This is a genomic window from Saccharopolyspora cebuensis (genome assembly GCF_039542665.1).
Classification (GTDB): domain Bacteria; phylum Actinomycetota; class Actinomycetes; order Mycobacteriales; family Pseudonocardiaceae; genus Saccharopolyspora; species Saccharopolyspora cebuensis.
In genome coordinates this window covers 43,566-58,492 of the sequence record NZ_BAABII010000002.1, presented here as the reverse complement: position 1 = coordinate 58,492, position 14,927 = coordinate 43,566, and the positions used below count along the sequence as shown (strand labels likewise).

General features: G+C 73.6%; 13 protein-coding genes. 5 read left to right on the top strand and 8 right to left on the bottom strand.

Annotated elements, in window-relative coordinates; all coding sequences use genetic code 11:
• Positions 1–201: 201 nt before the first annotated feature.
• The 3 genes from ABD976_RS01525 to metG all read right to left on the bottom strand — a co-directional run bounded on the left by ABD976_RS01525 (position 202) and on the right by metG (position 3,348).
• Positions 202–552, bottom strand: a complete 351-nt coding sequence (locus tag ABD976_RS01525; RefSeq protein ID WP_425570063.1) for a transglycosylase family protein — start codon at positions 550–552, stop codon at positions 202–204.
• Positions 553–714: 162 nt separating this feature from the next.
• The gene (locus ABD976_RS01520; protein WP_345355860.1) at positions 715–1,551 is read right to left on the bottom strand and encodes a TatD family hydrolase; all 837 of its coding nucleotides are present in this window, start codon (positions 1,549–1,551) and stop codon (positions 715–717) included.
• Positions 1,552–1,554: 3 nt separating this feature from the next.
• Positions 1,555–3,348, bottom strand: a complete 1,794-nt coding sequence (gene metG, locus ABD976_RS01515) for a methionine--tRNA ligase (RefSeq protein WP_345355857.1) — start codon at positions 3,346–3,348, stop codon at positions 1,555–1,557.
• A 166-nt stretch (positions 3,349–3,514) separates the two neighbouring features.
• Between metG and ABD976_RS01510 the strand changes: the two genes are divergently transcribed.
• A complete protein-coding gene (locus ABD976_RS01510; protein WP_345355854.1) occupies positions 3,515–4,771 on the top strand; it encodes an aminodeoxychorismate synthase component I in 1,257 nt (418 codons plus the stop codon).
• Between the two features lie 176 nt (positions 4,772–4,947).
• On the opposite strand, the gene rsmI is transcribed toward ABD976_RS01510, so the two are convergent.
• On the bottom strand, positions 4,948–5,805 hold the full coding sequence (gene rsmI, locus ABD976_RS01505; protein ID WP_345355851.1) for a 16S rRNA (cytidine(1402)-2'-O)-methyltransferase: 858 nt from the start codon (positions 5,803–5,805) through the stop codon (positions 4,948–4,950).
• 74 nt (positions 5,806–5,879) lie between these two features.
• Between rsmI and ABD976_RS01500 the strand changes: the two genes are divergently transcribed.
• Positions 5,880–7,457 (top strand): dolichyl-phosphate-mannose--protein mannosyltransferase, encoded by a 1,578-nt coding sequence (locus tag ABD976_RS01500; protein WP_369774545.1) that lies wholly within the window; start codon positions 5,880–5,882, stop codon positions 7,455–7,457.
• Between the two features lie 82 nt (positions 7,458–7,539).
• Here the strand turns inward: ABD976_RS01500 and ABD976_RS01495 are convergent, their stop codons facing one another.
• Positions 7,540–8,238 (bottom strand): ABC transporter permease, encoded by a 699-nt coding sequence (locus tag ABD976_RS01495; RefSeq protein ID WP_345355848.1) that lies wholly within the window; start codon positions 8,236–8,238, stop codon positions 7,540–7,542.
• Positions 8,238–9,134: an ABC transporter ATP-binding protein gene (locus tag ABD976_RS01490; protein WP_345355845.1), complete on the bottom strand. Its 897-nt coding sequence runs from the start codon at positions 9,132–9,134 to the stop codon at positions 8,238–8,240. Before ABD976_RS01490 ends, ABD976_RS01495 begins: the two co-directional genes overlap by 1 nt.
• 145 nt (positions 9,135–9,279) lie before the next feature.
• On the opposite strand from ABD976_RS01490, the gene ABD976_RS01485 reads away from it, so the two are divergent.
• Together ABD976_RS01485 and ABD976_RS01480 are read left to right on the top strand one after the other, a co-directional pair.
• Complete coding sequence (locus tag ABD976_RS01485; RefSeq protein WP_345355842.1) at positions 9,280–10,476, top strand: sensor histidine kinase; 1,197 nt, start codon at positions 9,280–9,282, stop codon at positions 10,474–10,476.
• Complete coding sequence (locus tag ABD976_RS01480; protein WP_345355839.1) at positions 10,473–11,066, top strand: response regulator transcription factor; 594 nt, start codon at positions 10,473–10,475, stop codon at positions 11,064–11,066. Before ABD976_RS01485 ends, ABD976_RS01480 begins: the two co-directional genes overlap by 4 nt.
• A gap of 227 nt (positions 11,067–11,293) precedes the next feature.
• Here the strand turns inward: ABD976_RS01480 and ABD976_RS01475 are convergent, their stop codons facing one another.
• Complete coding sequence (locus ABD976_RS01475; RefSeq protein WP_345355836.1) at positions 11,294–11,836, bottom strand: TetR/AcrR family transcriptional regulator; 543 nt, start codon at positions 11,834–11,836, stop codon at positions 11,294–11,296.
• Positions 11,837–11,915: 79 nt separating this feature from the next.
• Here ABD976_RS01475 and ABD976_RS01470 point away from each other — a divergent pair, with 79 nt between their 5' ends.
• Positions 11,916–13,412 carry an MFS transporter gene (locus tag ABD976_RS01470; protein WP_345355833.1) on the top strand — a complete coding sequence of 499 codons (1,497 nt, stop codon included), beginning with the start codon at positions 11,916–11,918 and terminating at the stop codon, positions 13,410–13,412.
• Here the strand turns inward: ABD976_RS01470 and lat are convergent, their stop codons facing one another.
• A complete protein-coding gene (gene lat / locus ABD976_RS01465; protein WP_345355830.1) occupies positions 13,413–14,765 on the bottom strand; it encodes an L-lysine 6-transaminase in 1,353 nt (450 codons plus the stop codon). It abuts the gene before it with no gap.
• Positions 14,766–14,927: the final 162 nt, after the last annotated feature.

The window sequence follows — 14,927 nt, the reverse complement described above, 5'->3', positions numbered from 1 at the left end:
ATCGGACGGTTGCTCCATTGGTGGCACGACGCCGGATTCGGCCGTTCCGAGCTGCCGCGGGCCCGCGAACGGCCCATTCCGCGGTGGCGGCGTTGCTGCTCGTGGACGACATCCGGCCCGCGCGCCCGGAGCGCGCGGGCCGGTCGGCGCCGACTGCGCAGCGTGATCATCGACACTACCGAGCGGTGAACATCACATCCGTCAGCGCGGCAATCCGAGTTCCCGCGCGCACGCGGGCCAGGCGCCGTAACCGCCTTCCGCGCCCAGCAGCCGCTCCGCGATGGCGATCTGCTGCTGGCGGGTGGCGCGGTGCGGGTAGTGCGCGTGCTCCGCGCCGCCGTAGGCGGACCAGGTGCCGCGGCTGAACTGGAGGCCGCCGTAGTAGCCGTTGCCGGAGTCGAGCGCCCAGCGGCCACCGGATTCGCACTCGGCGAGCCGGTCCCAGACGCGGTCGGGAGCGGGGGCCTGGGCCTGGGCGGTGGTGGCGGTGGCGGTGCCGGCGCACACCAGCAGCGCGGCCGCGGCGGCGGACCGTCGAACACGAGGGATCATCGTCGTCCTGACTGCCGTACCTCCGGGCGGCAGGACCTCCACGGGGGTGGAGTTCGGGGTCGCGTCCCGCGTCCCGGCTGTCGCCAGGGACGGTCGCCGACGGCTCCGGCAGCCGCAAACCGGCCCCGCGCCGACCGCGCTACCAGAGAGCGCTCGGTGATCTCAGGCGGCCTTGGGGGACACCTGATCGAGGCGGAACACTCGCTCGGCCGTGGCGGACGTCGCCACGGTCAGTTCTTCGAGGCTCACACCGCGGAGTTCCGCGAGGTTCCGCAGGGTGTAATTGACGCAGTACGGCTCGTTCGGCCGCCCGCGGTGCGGGTGCGGGGTGAGGAACGGCGCGTCGGTCTCCACCAGCATCTGCTCCACCGGCACCACCGCCGCCGCCGCGCGGACCCCCGCGGCGTTGCGGAAGGTCGCGGTGCCCGCGAAGGACAGCACGTAGCCCTCGGCCACGCAGGCGCGGGCGAACTCCTCGTCCCCGGAGAAGCAGTGGAACACCACGGTCTCCGGCGCGCCCTCCTCGGCCAGGATCCGCAGCACGTCCTGGTGGGCGTCCCGGTCGTGGATCATCAGCGGCTTCCCGCTGCGCTTGGCCAGGTCGATGTGCCAGCGGAACGCCTCCTGCTGCGGCTCCGGCGGCGAGAAGTCCCAGTAGTAGTCCAGCCCGGTCTCGCCGACCGCGACCACCCTCGGGTGCTCCACCAGTTCCGCCAGCACCGCCCGGTCGGCGCCGTCGAAGTCCTTGGTCCGGGTCGGGTGCAGCGCGACCGCCGCGAAGACCCGCTCGTCCCAGTCGGCCGCCCGCACCGCCCAGCGCGCCGAGTCGAGGTCGTCGGCCACCGTGACCACCCGGCCGACCCCGGCCGCCTCGGCGCGGTCGACGATGGCGCGCACCGAGTCGGCGTCGGTGGCCCCGCAGGCGTCCAGGTGCGTGTGCGCGTCGACCGCCGGGACGGGCAGCGCCTCGGGCACCGGCGGCAGTTCCTTCTTGCCCACGCCTCAGCCCTCGATCGGCGCCCACTCCGGGCCGGTCTCGCCGAGCGCCGGGTCGAGCTTGGAGAACACCGGGCTCGGCTTGCTCAGCGGGCGGCCCACCTCGACGTCCACCGACCGCCACACCGCCTGCTCCGCGGCGTAATCGCCCATGAGCACCGGGTATTCGATCGCCGGATCGTCCAGATCGGACACCTCGCGGATCTCCGGCTGCGCCGACCAGGTGCCGGTGCCGCCGAGCAGCTCGTGCACCCGCTGCGCCGAGTGCGGCAGGAACGGGGTCAGCAGCGCGTTGGAGTCGGAGACCACCTGCAACGCGGTGTGCAGCACGGCGTCCCGGCGGTCCGGGTCCTCCTTGAGCTTCCACGGCTCCTGGTCGGACAGGTACTTGTTGGCCGCCGAGACGACCCGCATCGCCTCCTGCGCGGCCTGCTTGAACCGGGACCGCCGCAGGTGCCCGCCGACCACGTCGAACGCGCCCCGGGACAGGGCCTTGAGCTCCTCGTCGGCGGGGGCGGGCGCGGTCGGCGCGGGGATCGCACCGTTGTTCTTGGCCGCCATCGAGATCGACCGGTTGACCAGGTTGCCCCACTCGTTGGCCAGCTCGAAGTTGATCCGGCGGACGAACTCGTCCCAGGTGAAGTCGGTGTCCTGGTTCTCCGGGCCCGCCACCGAGATGAAGTAGCGCAGCGCGTCCGGGCCGAACTCGCGCAGGAAGTCCCGCACGTAGATCACCGTGCCGCGCGAGGTGGAGAACTTCGAGCCGCTCATGGTGAGGAACTCGCTGGAGACGATCTCGTCGGGCAGGTTCAGCGCGCCGAACGGGCCGACCTCGCCGCCCTTGTCGCCCTGCCCGTTGTGCCCCATCAGCAGCGCGGGCCAGATCTGGGCGTGGAAGGTGATGTTGTCCTTGCCCATGAAGTAGTAGCCGGTGGCCGACGGGTCGGTCCACCACTCCTTCCAGGCGTCCGGGTCGCCGCTGCGGCGGGCCCACTCCACGCTGGCCGAGAAGTAGCCGATCACCGCGTCGAACCAGACGTAGAACCGCTTCATCGGGTGATCGCGCCAGCCGTCCAGCGGGATCGGCACGCCCCAGTCCAGGTCGCGGCTGATCGGGCGCGGGCGCATGTCCTCGACCAGGTTGGTGGCGAACTTCAGCACGTTCGGCCGCCAGTCGGTGCGGGTGGACAGCCAGCCGCCCAGCGCCTCGGTGAACGCGGGCAGGTCGAGGAACAGGTGCTCGGTCTCGACGAACTCCGGCTTCTCGCCGTTGACCCGGGACACCGGGTTGATCAGGTCCGCCGGGTCGAGCTGGTTGCCGCAGTTGTCGCACTGGTCACCGCGCGCGCCGTCGGAACCGCACAGCGGGCAGGTGCCCTCGATGTAGCGGTCGGGCAGCGTGCGGCCGGTGGACGGGCTGATCGCCCCGGTGGTCGTCTTGGGCACCACGTAGCCGTTGCGGTACATCGCCAGGAACAGGTCCTGCACGATCCGGTAGTGGTTGCCGGTGGTGGTGCGGGTGAACAGGTCGTAGGACAGCCCGAGGCCCTGGAGGTCCTCGGTGATCACCCGGTTGTACTTGTCGGCGAGCTGGCGGGTGGACAGCCCCTCCTTCTCGGCCTGCACCGAGATCGGGGTGCCGTGCTCGTCGGTACCCGACACCATGAGCACCCGGTTGCCCGCCATCCGCTGGTAGCGCGAGAAGACGTCGGAGGGCACACCGAAACCGGAGACGTGGCCGATGTGCCGAGGGCCGTTGGCGTAGGGCCAGGCCACAGCGGTCAACACAGAGGCGCTCATGGGTCCAGCCTACGTTCGCGCTCCCACGCGGTGCCGCCGGTCCCCGGCCCGCCGCGGCCGGTCGGGTCGCGGAAATCACCCCGGACCCCGTGTTCTCGGCATCACCGCAGCGCACGGCCCCGCGAGCGGCGGATCCGGGCGCATCGGGGCGGACATACTGGACCCCATGCAGATCGTCCCCCTGGAAGGTGGCGCACCGGCCGAGGAGGTGCTGCGCGCGCTGGGCGCCCGCGCGCGCCGCCGGGACCTGCCGCCGCCCGCCGCGCTCACCGGCGACTGGTTCGGCGGCTCGGCGGTGCTGGCGCCCTCGGTGCCGATCTCCCCGGACGTCGACGCGCCGCCGGACCTCGACCAGGTCGACGCCCCGCCCGGCGCGGTCGGCGGCGGCTGGATCGGCTACCTCGGCTACGGCCGCACCGACCCCGGTCGGCACCCCGAACCCCGGGTGCTGCCCACCGCCGCCTGGGGCTGGACCGACCACGTGCTGCGCCGCGACCCGGCGGGCCGGTGGTGGTTCGAGTCGCTGACCGGCGCCGACGCCGCGCTGGTCAGCGAACTGGCCGAGCTGGTGCGCGGCGGCGCCGAACCCGCCGCGCCGTGGACCGCCGGACCGGTGCGGGCGCCGGATCGGGAGCGGCACGGCAAGGCGGTGCGCGGCTGCGTCGCCGAGATCGGCGCCGGCGAGGTGTTCCAGGCCAACATCTGCACCCGGTTCGAGGTGCCGTTCGAGGGTGATCCGGTCGCGGTCTTCGCCGCCGGGAGCGCGCGGTTCCACCCGGCCCGCGCGGCCTACCTGGCCGGGGGCTGGGGCGCGGTGGTGTCGCTGTCGCCGGAGCTGTTCCTGGCCCGGCACGGGCGCTCGGTGCGGACCGGTCCGATCAAGGGCACCCTGCCGCGCCGGGGTCCGGCCGACGACGGCAACGCCGAGCGGCTGCGCGCCTCGGTCAAGGACGTCGCGGAGAACGTGATGATCGTCGACATGGCGCGCAACGACCTCGGCCGGGTCGCCGAGGTGGGCTCGGTGTCGGTGCCCGCGCTGCTGGACGTGCAGCCGCACCCCGGCGTCTGGCACCTGGTCTCGGACGTGGTCGCCGAGCTGCCGCCGGGTCTGCCGGACTCGGCGCTGCTGGCGGCGACCTTCCCGCCCGCCTCGGTCACCGGTGCCCCGAAGGTCCGCGCGCTGGAGCTGATCGCCGAGCTGGAGGAGCACCCGCGCGGGGTCTACTGCGGCGCGATCGGCATGGTCTCCCCCGCCGCCGGGCTGGAGCTCAACGTCGCCATCCGCACCCTCGAACTCGCCCCGGACGGCGTGTTCCACCTGGGCGTCGGCGGCGGCATCACGGCGGACTCCGACGCTGACCGGGAATGGCAGGAGGTCCGCACCAAGGCAGCCCCGCTCCTCGACCTGCTCTCCCGGTCGTGAGCAGAGCGAGGGGCCCCCTTGCCCAAGTAACTCGGACAAGGGGGCCCCTCACCTACGTCGACAACGGGTGACACCCGATGGGATGGCGCCCGGGTCGGCGACACCCGTTTCACCCGGAAGGGTGGTGAGTGAGGGGCACCCGGATGAGCGTCAAGTGCCCCTGACCGGGTGTCGGCTCACTCGGACGTGGCTCTTGCGGTGAGGACCGCGTCGTAGAGCTCCTTCTTGCGGACCCCGGCGAGTTCGGCGACCTCGGCGACGGCGTCCTTGAGCCGGACCCCGGCGGCGGCGCGCTGCTCGACCTGCCCGACCAGCTCCGCCGGGTCGGCGGGGGCCGCCTCGGCCGCGCCGTCGAGGACCACGGTGATCTCGCCGCGCACCCCCTCGGCCGCCCAGTCCGCCAGCTCCGCGAGCGGGCCGCGCCGCACCTCCTCGTAGGTCTTGGTCAGCTCCCGGCACACCGCCGCCCGCCGCTCGCCGCCGAGGACCCGCACCGCGTCGGCCAGCGAGTCGGCCAGCCGGTGCGGCGCCTCGAAGTACACGCAGGTCCGCTGCTCGGCGACCAGCCGCCCGTACCAGCGGCGCCGCTCCCCCGACTTGCGCGGCGGGAACCCGTCGAAGCAGAAGCGGTCCGACGGCAGCCCGGACACCGCCAGCGCGGTGGTCACCGCCGACGGACCGGGCAGGCAGGTCACCGGCAGCGCCTCGGCGATGCACGCCGACACCAGCCGGTACCCGGGGTCGGACACGCTGGGCATCCCGGCGTCGGTGACCAGCAGCACGGTGCGGCCCTCGCGCAGCGCGTCCAGCAGCAGGGGCTCGCGGGCCGCCTCGACGCCCTCGTAGTAGCTGACGACGCGCCCGGCCGGGGTCACCTCCAGCGCGGTGGCCAGCGCGCGCACCCGCCGGGTGTCCTCGGCGGCGACGACATCGGCGGTGCGCAGCGCGTCGACCAAGCGCGTCGAGGCGTCGCGCACATCGCCGAGCGGGGTGGCGGCGAGCAGCAGCGAGCCGGGTCCGGCGGGGGCGTCCATGACCGCACAGCGTATTTCGGCCGAGCTTCGGGGCGCGGCCCGGCCACCCGGTCCCCGTCCTACGATCTGGGGTTGTGAGCGTCCTCGTCCCCCGCCCCGGCGGCCGCGCCGACAGCGACGAGCTCGTCCGGGTCGGCCGCACACCCGCGGCCCGCAGGCCGGGGGTGACCGACCCGCGCCGCCTGCTCGACGTGGCGATGCCGCAGGACCGGATGCGCGCCTGGCTGATCACCCTCGGGCTGGGCCTGATCGCCGCGATCGTCCGGTTCCAGAACCTCGGGCGCGCCACCCACGAGGGCACGCCGATCTTCGACGAGAAGCACTACGTCCCGCAGGCGTGGCAGATGCTGCGCAACGGCGGCTACGAGGACAACCCCGGCTACGAGCTGGTCGCGCACCCCCCGGTCGGCAAGCAGCTCATCGCCGTCGGCGAGTGGCTGTTCGGCTACACCCCGCTGGGCTGGCGGGTGACGGCCGCGCTGGCGGGCACGGTGATGGTGGTCCTGATCGTCCGGATCGCCCGCCGGATGACCCGGTCGACGCTGCTCGGCGCGCTGGCCGGAGTGCTGCTGATCTGCGACGGGCTCAGCCACGTGCAGGCCAGGGTCGGGATGCTCGACATCTTCCAGGCGGCGTTGCTGCTCGGCGCATTCGCCTGCCTGCTGGTGGACCGCGACCAGGTCCGGGAGCGGATCTGGCTGGTGGTCACCGAGGCCCGCATCGGCGACAGCGCGTGGGGACCGCGGCTGGGCTTCCGCTGGTGGCGGTTCGGCGCCGGACTGCTGCTCGGGCTGGCCTGCGGGGTGAAGTGGAACGGCGTCTACTACATCATGGCGTTCGGCCTGCTCAGCGTGTTCTGGGACGCGCTGGCCCGGCGCTCGGCGGGCGTCCGGCGGCCGTGGCGCGGAGCGCTGCTGCGCGACACCGCGCCCGCGCTGGCGTCGCTGGTGGCCCTCCCGCTGCTGGTCTACTTCGCCACCTGGGCGGGCTGGTTCGCCAGCGAGACCGCCACCGACCGGCACGCGACGCTGGTCAGCGACGACGTCGGCTTCGCGTTCCTGCCCGACCCGCTGCGGTCGCTGCTCTACTACCAGCTGAACGTGCTGGAATTCCACACCGGCCTGACCACGCCGGACGATCCGCACCCGTGGGAGTCCAAGCCGTGGACGTGGCCGATGGGGCTGCGCCCGATGCTCTACTACTACGAGTCGGGCATGCCCGGCTGCGGCCGGTCGAACTGCGTCGAGGCCATCATGCTCGTCGGCACGCCCGCGATGTGGTGGCTGGCGCTGCCGGTGGCCGCGTGGGCGCTGTGGCGCGCGGTCACCCGGGTGGACTGGCGCTACGCGGCGGTGCTGGTCGGCTACGGCGCCGGTTACCTGCCCTGGTTCGTCAACCTCGACCGGCAGATGTACTACTTCTACGCCACGCCGCTGGCGCCGTTCCTCGTCCTCGGGCTGGTGCTGGTGCTCGGCGAGGTGCTGGGCACCGCCCGGGACCACTTCGAGCGCCGCCGCACGGGACTGCTCGCGGTGGCGCTCTACACGGGCCTGGTGGTGGCCAACTTCGTGTGGCTGTGGCCGATCCTCAACGGCGAGCCGATCACCCAGGAGCGGTGGCAGGCCGAGCTCTGGCTGCCCTCCTGGCGATGACGTCCGCGGGTGAGTGGCACCTTCATCCGGCATAGTCGGATGAAGGTGCCCCCCACTCAGCGCACTTCCGGGGGAACCGCGGCTAGCGCGGGGCCCAGCGGAAGGTGCGGGTGGCCAGCACCGCGAGCACCGCGGTCCAGGCGAGCAGAACTCCGGCGCCGGGGACGGCCGCGGCGAGGTCGGCGGTCATCGCCGCGCGGATGAGGTCGACGAGCGCGCCGCTCGGGTCCACCGGCGCGGGCAGCCCCGACCAGACGAGTCCGCCGACCAGCAGCAGGAAGAACGGCACCGTGGTGATCTGGGCGTGCTCGGAGCTGCTGGTCCAGGCGCTGGTGACCGCGCCCGCCGCCACGCACAGCGCGCTGCCGAGCAGCACCGCGAGCAGCAGCACCTCCGGCCGGGCGGGCAGCGGCGCCCCGGCCGCGACGGCGATCGCCACCAGCACGGCCGACTGGAGCAGGCTGAGCAGCACCAGCGGCAGCAGCAGACCGGTGAGGATCGCGACGTCGCCCTGCTCCCCGCTGCGCAGCCGCTTCAGATAGCGGTCCTCGCGCCGGGCGGTGAGCGAGGCGGTCGCCCCGAAGTAGACCGTGAACCCCAGCACCATCAGGACCTGCACCCCGATGACCGTCGACCAGACCCGGACGTCGCTCCCGCCGGGGAACGCGAACGCCAGGTAGGCCCCGGCGGCCAGCGGCAGCGCCAGCGCGCTGACCGCGACGGCCCGGTTGCGGACCAGCAGCTTCAGCTCGACCCGGCTCAAGGCCAGCACCGCGGACATCACACCAGCACCTCCTCGCGCACCGAGTGGAAGACGTCGTCGAGCGAGGCGTGGTGCGCGCGCAGCCCCGCGAGTTCGACACCGCGCTGCTCGGCCCACTCCAGCAGCACCCGCAGGTCCCGTTGCAGCGCCGGGGTGCGGATCTCCACCCGGGTGCCGGTGAACTCGGCGGAGCCCGCCAGTTCCGGCAGCACCGCGCCGGGGCCGGGGTCGAAGCCGATCCGCGCCCGCTGGGTGGCCAGCACGTCGAGCAGCGTCCCGGCGACGGCGATCCGGCCCTGGTGCATGATCGCCAGCCGGTGCGCGAGCCGTTCCGCCTCCTCCAGGTAGTGCGTGGTGAGCAGCACGGTGGTGCCCCGCGCGCGCAGCGACTGCACGACCTGCCACGCCGCGCGGCGGGACTCCGGGTCGAGCCCGGTGGTCGGCTCGTCGAGGAACAGCAGCTCGGGATCGCCGAGCACCGCCAGCGCCAGGTCCAGCCTGCGCCGCTCGCCGCCGGACAGGCCCTTCACCCGGACGCCGATCCGGTGGTCCAGCCCCAGCATCGCCACGGCGGCGTCCACATCGGACTTCCGGCTGGTCAGCGCGGCGCCCAGCCGGAGCGTCTCCAGCACCGTCAGCTCCCCGGCGAAACCGCTGTCCTGCAGCACGACCCCGGTCCGGCGCCGCACCTCGGCCCGGTCGGCGCGCGGATCCCGCCCGAACACCCGCACCGCGCCCTCGTCCGGCGCCCGCAGCCCTTCGACGGTCTCCACCGCCGTCGTCTTGCCCGCCCCGTTCGTGCCGAGCAGCGCGAACAGCTCGCCGCGCCCGACCTCGAAGTCGATGCCCCGCACCGCCTCGAACTCCCCGTACCGGCAGCGGAGCCCGCTCACCTCGATCACTGGTTCTGCCATGCCACCAGCCTCGGGTGCCGACCGCCGCGCCGGTAGGACGATCCGTCAGCGCTTCCGGGCCGCGATGTCAGCGCCGCCGATGACAGTTGTCATCACCGGCGGATCCGCCCTCCCGCGCGCGGGGGCCATCGACGATGCTGGACCGGTGAGCTCCTCGCCCCGGCACCAGCAGCGGCTGCACCGCCTGCGCCGCTACACCTGGTGGACGATCGTGCCGACGGCACCGGTGTTCGCGCTGATGACCGTCCTGATGACCGTGCTCGGCGGGGGCGACTACTCGGCGTGGCACCTGGCCGTCCTGCTCCCCGGCTTGGTGCTGGTCGCGGTGCAGGGCACCCGGTTCTCGCTGGAGATGATGCGCGGCCTCGGCAGCCGCGAGCACCGCGCGGAGCAGGCCGTCACCTTCGGGGGCGCGGTGGCGCTGGTGGTGTACGCGGTGGCGCTGGACCCGGTGCTGGTGATCTGGTGGATGTTCCTGCCGGCCCTGCTCGCCGGGACCATCGTGGCGGCGACCCCCACCGGCCGCCGCTGGGGGCTGGGGACCGCGCTGTCGGTGCTGCTCGCGGTGGTGTGCGCGGTGGCGAACCAGTTCCTGGGCGCCCCGGTCGCCACCCCGAGCGTGGCGCTGTACGCGGGGCTGATCACGGGGGTCATCATCATGACGGTGGTCGCCCAGGCCTGGATCTGGGACGTGGCGCTGGAGCTGGACCGGGCCCGCGAGGTGGACTCCGAGCTGGCCGTGGCGCAGGAGCGGCTGCGCTTCGCCGCCGACCTGCACGACATCCAGGGCCACCACCTCCAGGCCATCGCGCTGAAGGCGGAGCTGGCCGAGCGGCTCGTCGACCGCGCTCCGGAGGCCGCCGCCGCGCAGTCCGCCGAGATCGCCGAGCTGGCCCGCACCGCGCTGCGCGAGACCCGCGCGCTGGTGCACGGCTACCGGCGCGCGGACCTGGTCACGGAGTGGGCCAACGCCTGCGAGCTGATGCGGGCCGCCGGGATCGAGACCACCGTGGACGGTGACGCGGCCGAGGTGCCGCCGCCGCTGCAACCGCTGTTCGGCGCGCTGGTGCGGGAGGGCACCACGAACATCCTGCGGCACTCCCGGGCGGCGGCCTGCGAGCTGCGGATCGAGACCGCCGACGGCGGCACCCGGGTGGCGCTGCGCAACGACGGCTCGCAGCCGGGCCGCCTGGAAGGACTAGGCCGGGAGGGGGCGGGCTCCGGACTGGACGGCCTGCGCCAGCGGTTCGCCGCCCTGGGCGGCCGGGTCTCGGCCGAGCACCGGACCGGCGGGTGGTTCGAACTCGTCGGCAGCGCCGAGGAACCGGGGAGGATCGCGTGATGCGCGTCGTGCTGGCCGACGACGAGGACCTGATCCGGGGAGCGCTGGCGGCGCTGCTGGACCTGGAGCCCGACATCGAGGTCGTCGCCCAGGTCGGCAACGGCCTCGACGGGGTCCGCGCCGTCGAGCGGCACCGCCCCGACGTGGCCGTGTTCGACCTGGAGATGCCCGAGCTGGACGGGGTGGAGGCCGCCCGGCGGCTCACCGGGGTGCCGATCGTGCTGGTCACCCGGCACGCCCGGCCCGGCGTGCTGAAGCGGGCGCTGGCCGCCGGGGTGCGCGGGTTCGTGCCGAAGACGACCCCGGCCACGAAGCTGGCCGCGATCCTGCGCGACGTGCACGGCGGCGGGCGCTACATCGACCCGGAGATCGCCGCGAGCGCGCTGACCGAGGGTGCCTGCCCGCTCACCGACCGGGAACTGGAGCTGCTCCGGCACACCCTGCGCGGCGGCACCATCGCGGCGATCGCGGCCGAGGTCCACCTCGCGCAGGGGACGGTCCGCAACTACCTCTCGCACGCGATGGCGAAGCTGCACGTGACCACCCGCCACGAAGCGGCCCGCCGCGCCTGGGAAGAAGGCTGGATCTGACCCACCGGCCGGTCTGCCGAGGGACCTCCCCCGGAGGCCACCGACCCCGCCGCACAACACGCCGACGTCACCCGTCGTCGTCATGGGTGAGGGGCACCCTGTACCACGTCACTCGGTACAGGGTGCCCCTCACTCACCACACTCCCGGGTGAGGTGCGCCCCGGATGCGAACGAGGTGAGGGGCACCCTTGCCCGACATACTTGGGCAAGGGTGCCCCTCACCTACTTCACGAACGGGCTTGGGCGACCTGGTCCCGGAGGCGCTGGAAGACGCCGCGCAGGAGTTCCGGGTCGGGGCGCGGCAGCCCGGCCAGGGCGCTCAGGTAGAGGCCGTCGCCGACCAGCCGCACCTGCTCGGCCAGCACCGGGTCGCCGATGTAGTCGGTGAGCAGCTTCGACCACTGGCCGAAGACGCCCGCGAGCAGCGCGGCGTCCTCCTCGCCGAGCTCGTCGGCCCCGCGCAGCGCCGCGAACACCGACCAGTACAGCGCCAGCTCCTTGTCGGACTGCGGGAACGAGGTCTCCAGGAAGTACTCGACCACGTCGGTGCCCGCTTCCTGGGCGTGCGCGAACTCCGCCGCGGCCTCCTCCGCGAGCCGGCCGACCAGGCCGTGCAGCATCGCCTGCTTGGAGCGGAAGTGGTAGAGCAGTCCGCCCTTGGAGACGCCCGCGGTGGCGGCGACCGATTCGAGGGTGACGGCACCGGCTCCCTTCGCGACGAGGATGTCCTGCAACGCGTCGAGGATGCGGTCCCTGGTGTCCGTGGCCACGGTGGCACCGTACCGCCCGCGGCGTGTACTGTACCGTCTGGACGGTTTACTATACCGTCTGGACGGTACAGAAATGATGATGATTCGACTTTCCAAGACGACCCCGAAGCCCAAGCCCACGCCCCTGAAGCAGTGGGCCGCGCTCGGCGCCCTGCTGCTGCCGGTGCTGCTCGTCTCGGTGGACAACACCGTGCTCGGCTTCGCCGTGCCCGCCCTCAGCAGCGACCTGCGGCCCACCGCCGACCAACTGCTGTGGATCGTCGACAGCTACTCGCTCGTGCTGGCCGGGCTGCTGGTCACGATGGGATCGCTCGGCGACCGCATCGGCCGCCGCAGGCTGCTGCTGCTGGGCGCCACCGGGTTCGGCGCGGCCTCGCTGCTGGCCGCCTTCGCCCCCACCGCCGAGGTGCTCATCGCGGCCCGCGTGCTGCTGGGCGTGGCGGGCGCGACGCTGATGCCCTCGACGCTGTCGCTGATCCGCAACGTCTTCACCGACCGGCGCGCCCGCACCACCGCCATCGCCGCCTGGACCGCGACCTTCGCAGCCGGGGCGGCGATCGGCCCGCTGCTCGGCGGCTTCCTGCTGGAGCACTTCCGGTGGGGCTCGGTGTTCCTGATCAACCTGCCGGTGATGGCGCTGCTCCTGGTGGTGGGGCCGCTGCTGATCCCGGAGTCGCGCGACTCCGCGCCCGGCCGCTTCGACCTGCCCGGCGCCGCGCTGTCGCTGGGGGCGATGACCGCGCTGGTGCTCGGCGTGAAGTCGATCGGCGGGCCGGTCCTGGTGCCGGTCGGCGCGCTGGCCGCCGCCGCGCTGCTCGGGTGGCTGTTCGTGCGCAGGCAGCGGCGGACCGAGGCACCGCTGCTGGACCTGCGGCTGTTCGCCGACCGGGGGTTCAGCGCCTCGGTGGTGAGCAACCTGCTCGTGGTGTTCGTGATGGTCGGCGGGCTGTTCTTCCTCACCCAGCACCTCCAGCTCGTGCTCGGGATGAGCCCGCTGCTCGCCGGGTTGGCGCTGCTGCCCGGCGTGCTGCTGACGATGGCCGGTTCCGCGCTGGCCGTGCCGCTGCTGCGGCGGGTGCGGCTGGCCGACCTGCTCGGCTGCTCGCTGGTGTGCACCGCGGTCGGCTGCCTGCTCCTGGTCGGGCTGCGCCCCGAGGGCGGGCCGTGGCTGCTGGTGGCGGCGTTCATGGTGATCGGGCTCGGCGCGGGCGTCACCGAGACCGCCACCAACGACCGGATCGTCAGCACCGTGCCGCCGAACCGGGCGGGTGCGGCCTCGGCGATCTCCGAGACCGCCTACGAGCTCGGCGCCGCGCTCGGGGTGGCGGTGCTGGGCACCGTGCTCACCACCGCCTACCGGGCGGGGCTGCCCGAGGAGGTGCTGCCGGTGGCCGGGGAGACCCTCGGCGGCGCCTTGGCCGCGGCGGCGGAGCTGCCCGGCGACGGCGGTGCCGCGCTGCGCGAGACCGCCGTCGCCGCGTTCACCTCGGGCGTCCACCTCACCAGCCTGATCGGCGTCGCGTTCCTCGCGGTCGCCGCCGCCCAGGCCTGGTGGGCGCTGCGCCACGAGCGCTGATCAGGCCAGCTCGGCCAGGGCGGCCCGCAGGGCGCCGACGGCGTCGGCGATCTCGTCGGGCCGCACCGCCAGCGGTGGGCGGCAGCGCAGCGAATCGGTCCCGGAGGGCAGGAACAGCGTCCGCTGCCCCTCCCGGGCCGACCGCAGCGCCGCGTCCCGCTGCTCCGGGGCGTGGAAGCCCACCGCGCACATCAGGCCGCGCCCGCGCGCGTCCCGCAGCACCGACGGGAACTCCTGGGCCAGCCCGCGCAGTTCCCGGAGCAGCAGGTCGCCCATCCGGGCGCTGTGCGCGAACAGGTCGTCGCGCTCGACGACCTCCAGCACCCGGGTGGCGCGCACCATGTCGGTCAGCGAGCCGCCCCAGGTGGAGCTGATCCGGCTGGGCTCGCGGAAGGCGTTGTCGGCGACGTCGAGCACCCGGCGCCCGCCCATCACCCCGCACACCTGCATCCGCTTGCCGAACGCCACCAGGTCGGGCTCCAGCCCGAGCGCCTCGTGCGCCCACGCCCGCCCGGTCAGCGCCCCGGTCTGCACCTCGTCGGCGACGGTGAGGACGTCGTGCTCCCGGCAGAGCTCCTGCACCGCCTGCAGGAACCGGGGGCGCAGGTGGCGGTCGCCGCCCTCGCCCTGGATCGGCTCGTAGACGAAGCAGGCGATCTCCCGGCCGTAGCGGCGCAGCGCGGCGCCGGCGGCCTCCAGCGCCACGACCTCCTCCGGCAGCAGGTCGTCGACGTCCCAGCGCGGGCCGGGCTCGATCGCCGGGCTCGGGATGCGCGGCCAGTCGAACATCGGGTAGTCGCGGACCTTCGTCGGGTCGGTGTTGGTCAGCGACATGGTGTAGCCGCTGCGGCCGTGGAAGGCGCGTTCCAGGTGCAGCACGCGGGAGCCGCGCACCCCGATCCCGGCGCGCGCGTTGACCTTCGTCTTCCAGTCGAAGGCCACCTTGAGCGCGTTCTCCACCGCCAGCGTCCCGCCGTCGATGAAGAACAGCAGCGGCAGCTCGGGGACGCCGACCACCCGCGCGAAGGTCTCCGCGAAGCGGGCCTGCTGCACGGTGGCGAAGTCCGGGTTCGACGGCTTGACCCGCGAGACCCGCAGCAGCTCCGCCTCGAACTCCGGCTCGCGCAGCGCGGGGTGGCCGTGCCCGAGCGGCGCCGAGCTGAAGTACATGGTCATGTCGAGGTATTCGGTGCCGTCGCGCAGGTCGCGGAGCCGGCACCCGGCCCCCGCGTCGAGGTCGACGACGATGTCGAGCAGATCGCCGGTCACGCGTTCGCGCAGCGCGCCCACGGCCGACCCGGATCGCGGGTCGGGCACCGCTGCGGCGCGGACGGTTTCCTTCGGAACGGTCATGTCGTCCTCCCGGATCAGGCAGCACCTGTCGAGCAATAATTACAGCACTTCAGCTTCTACGCACAAGATCCTCACGGATTCCCGACGTGACACAAAATATTTTCTTCTCCGAGCCCCAGCGACGCTGATCCCCTCCGCGCCTTCGGCGGAACGCCCCGCCGC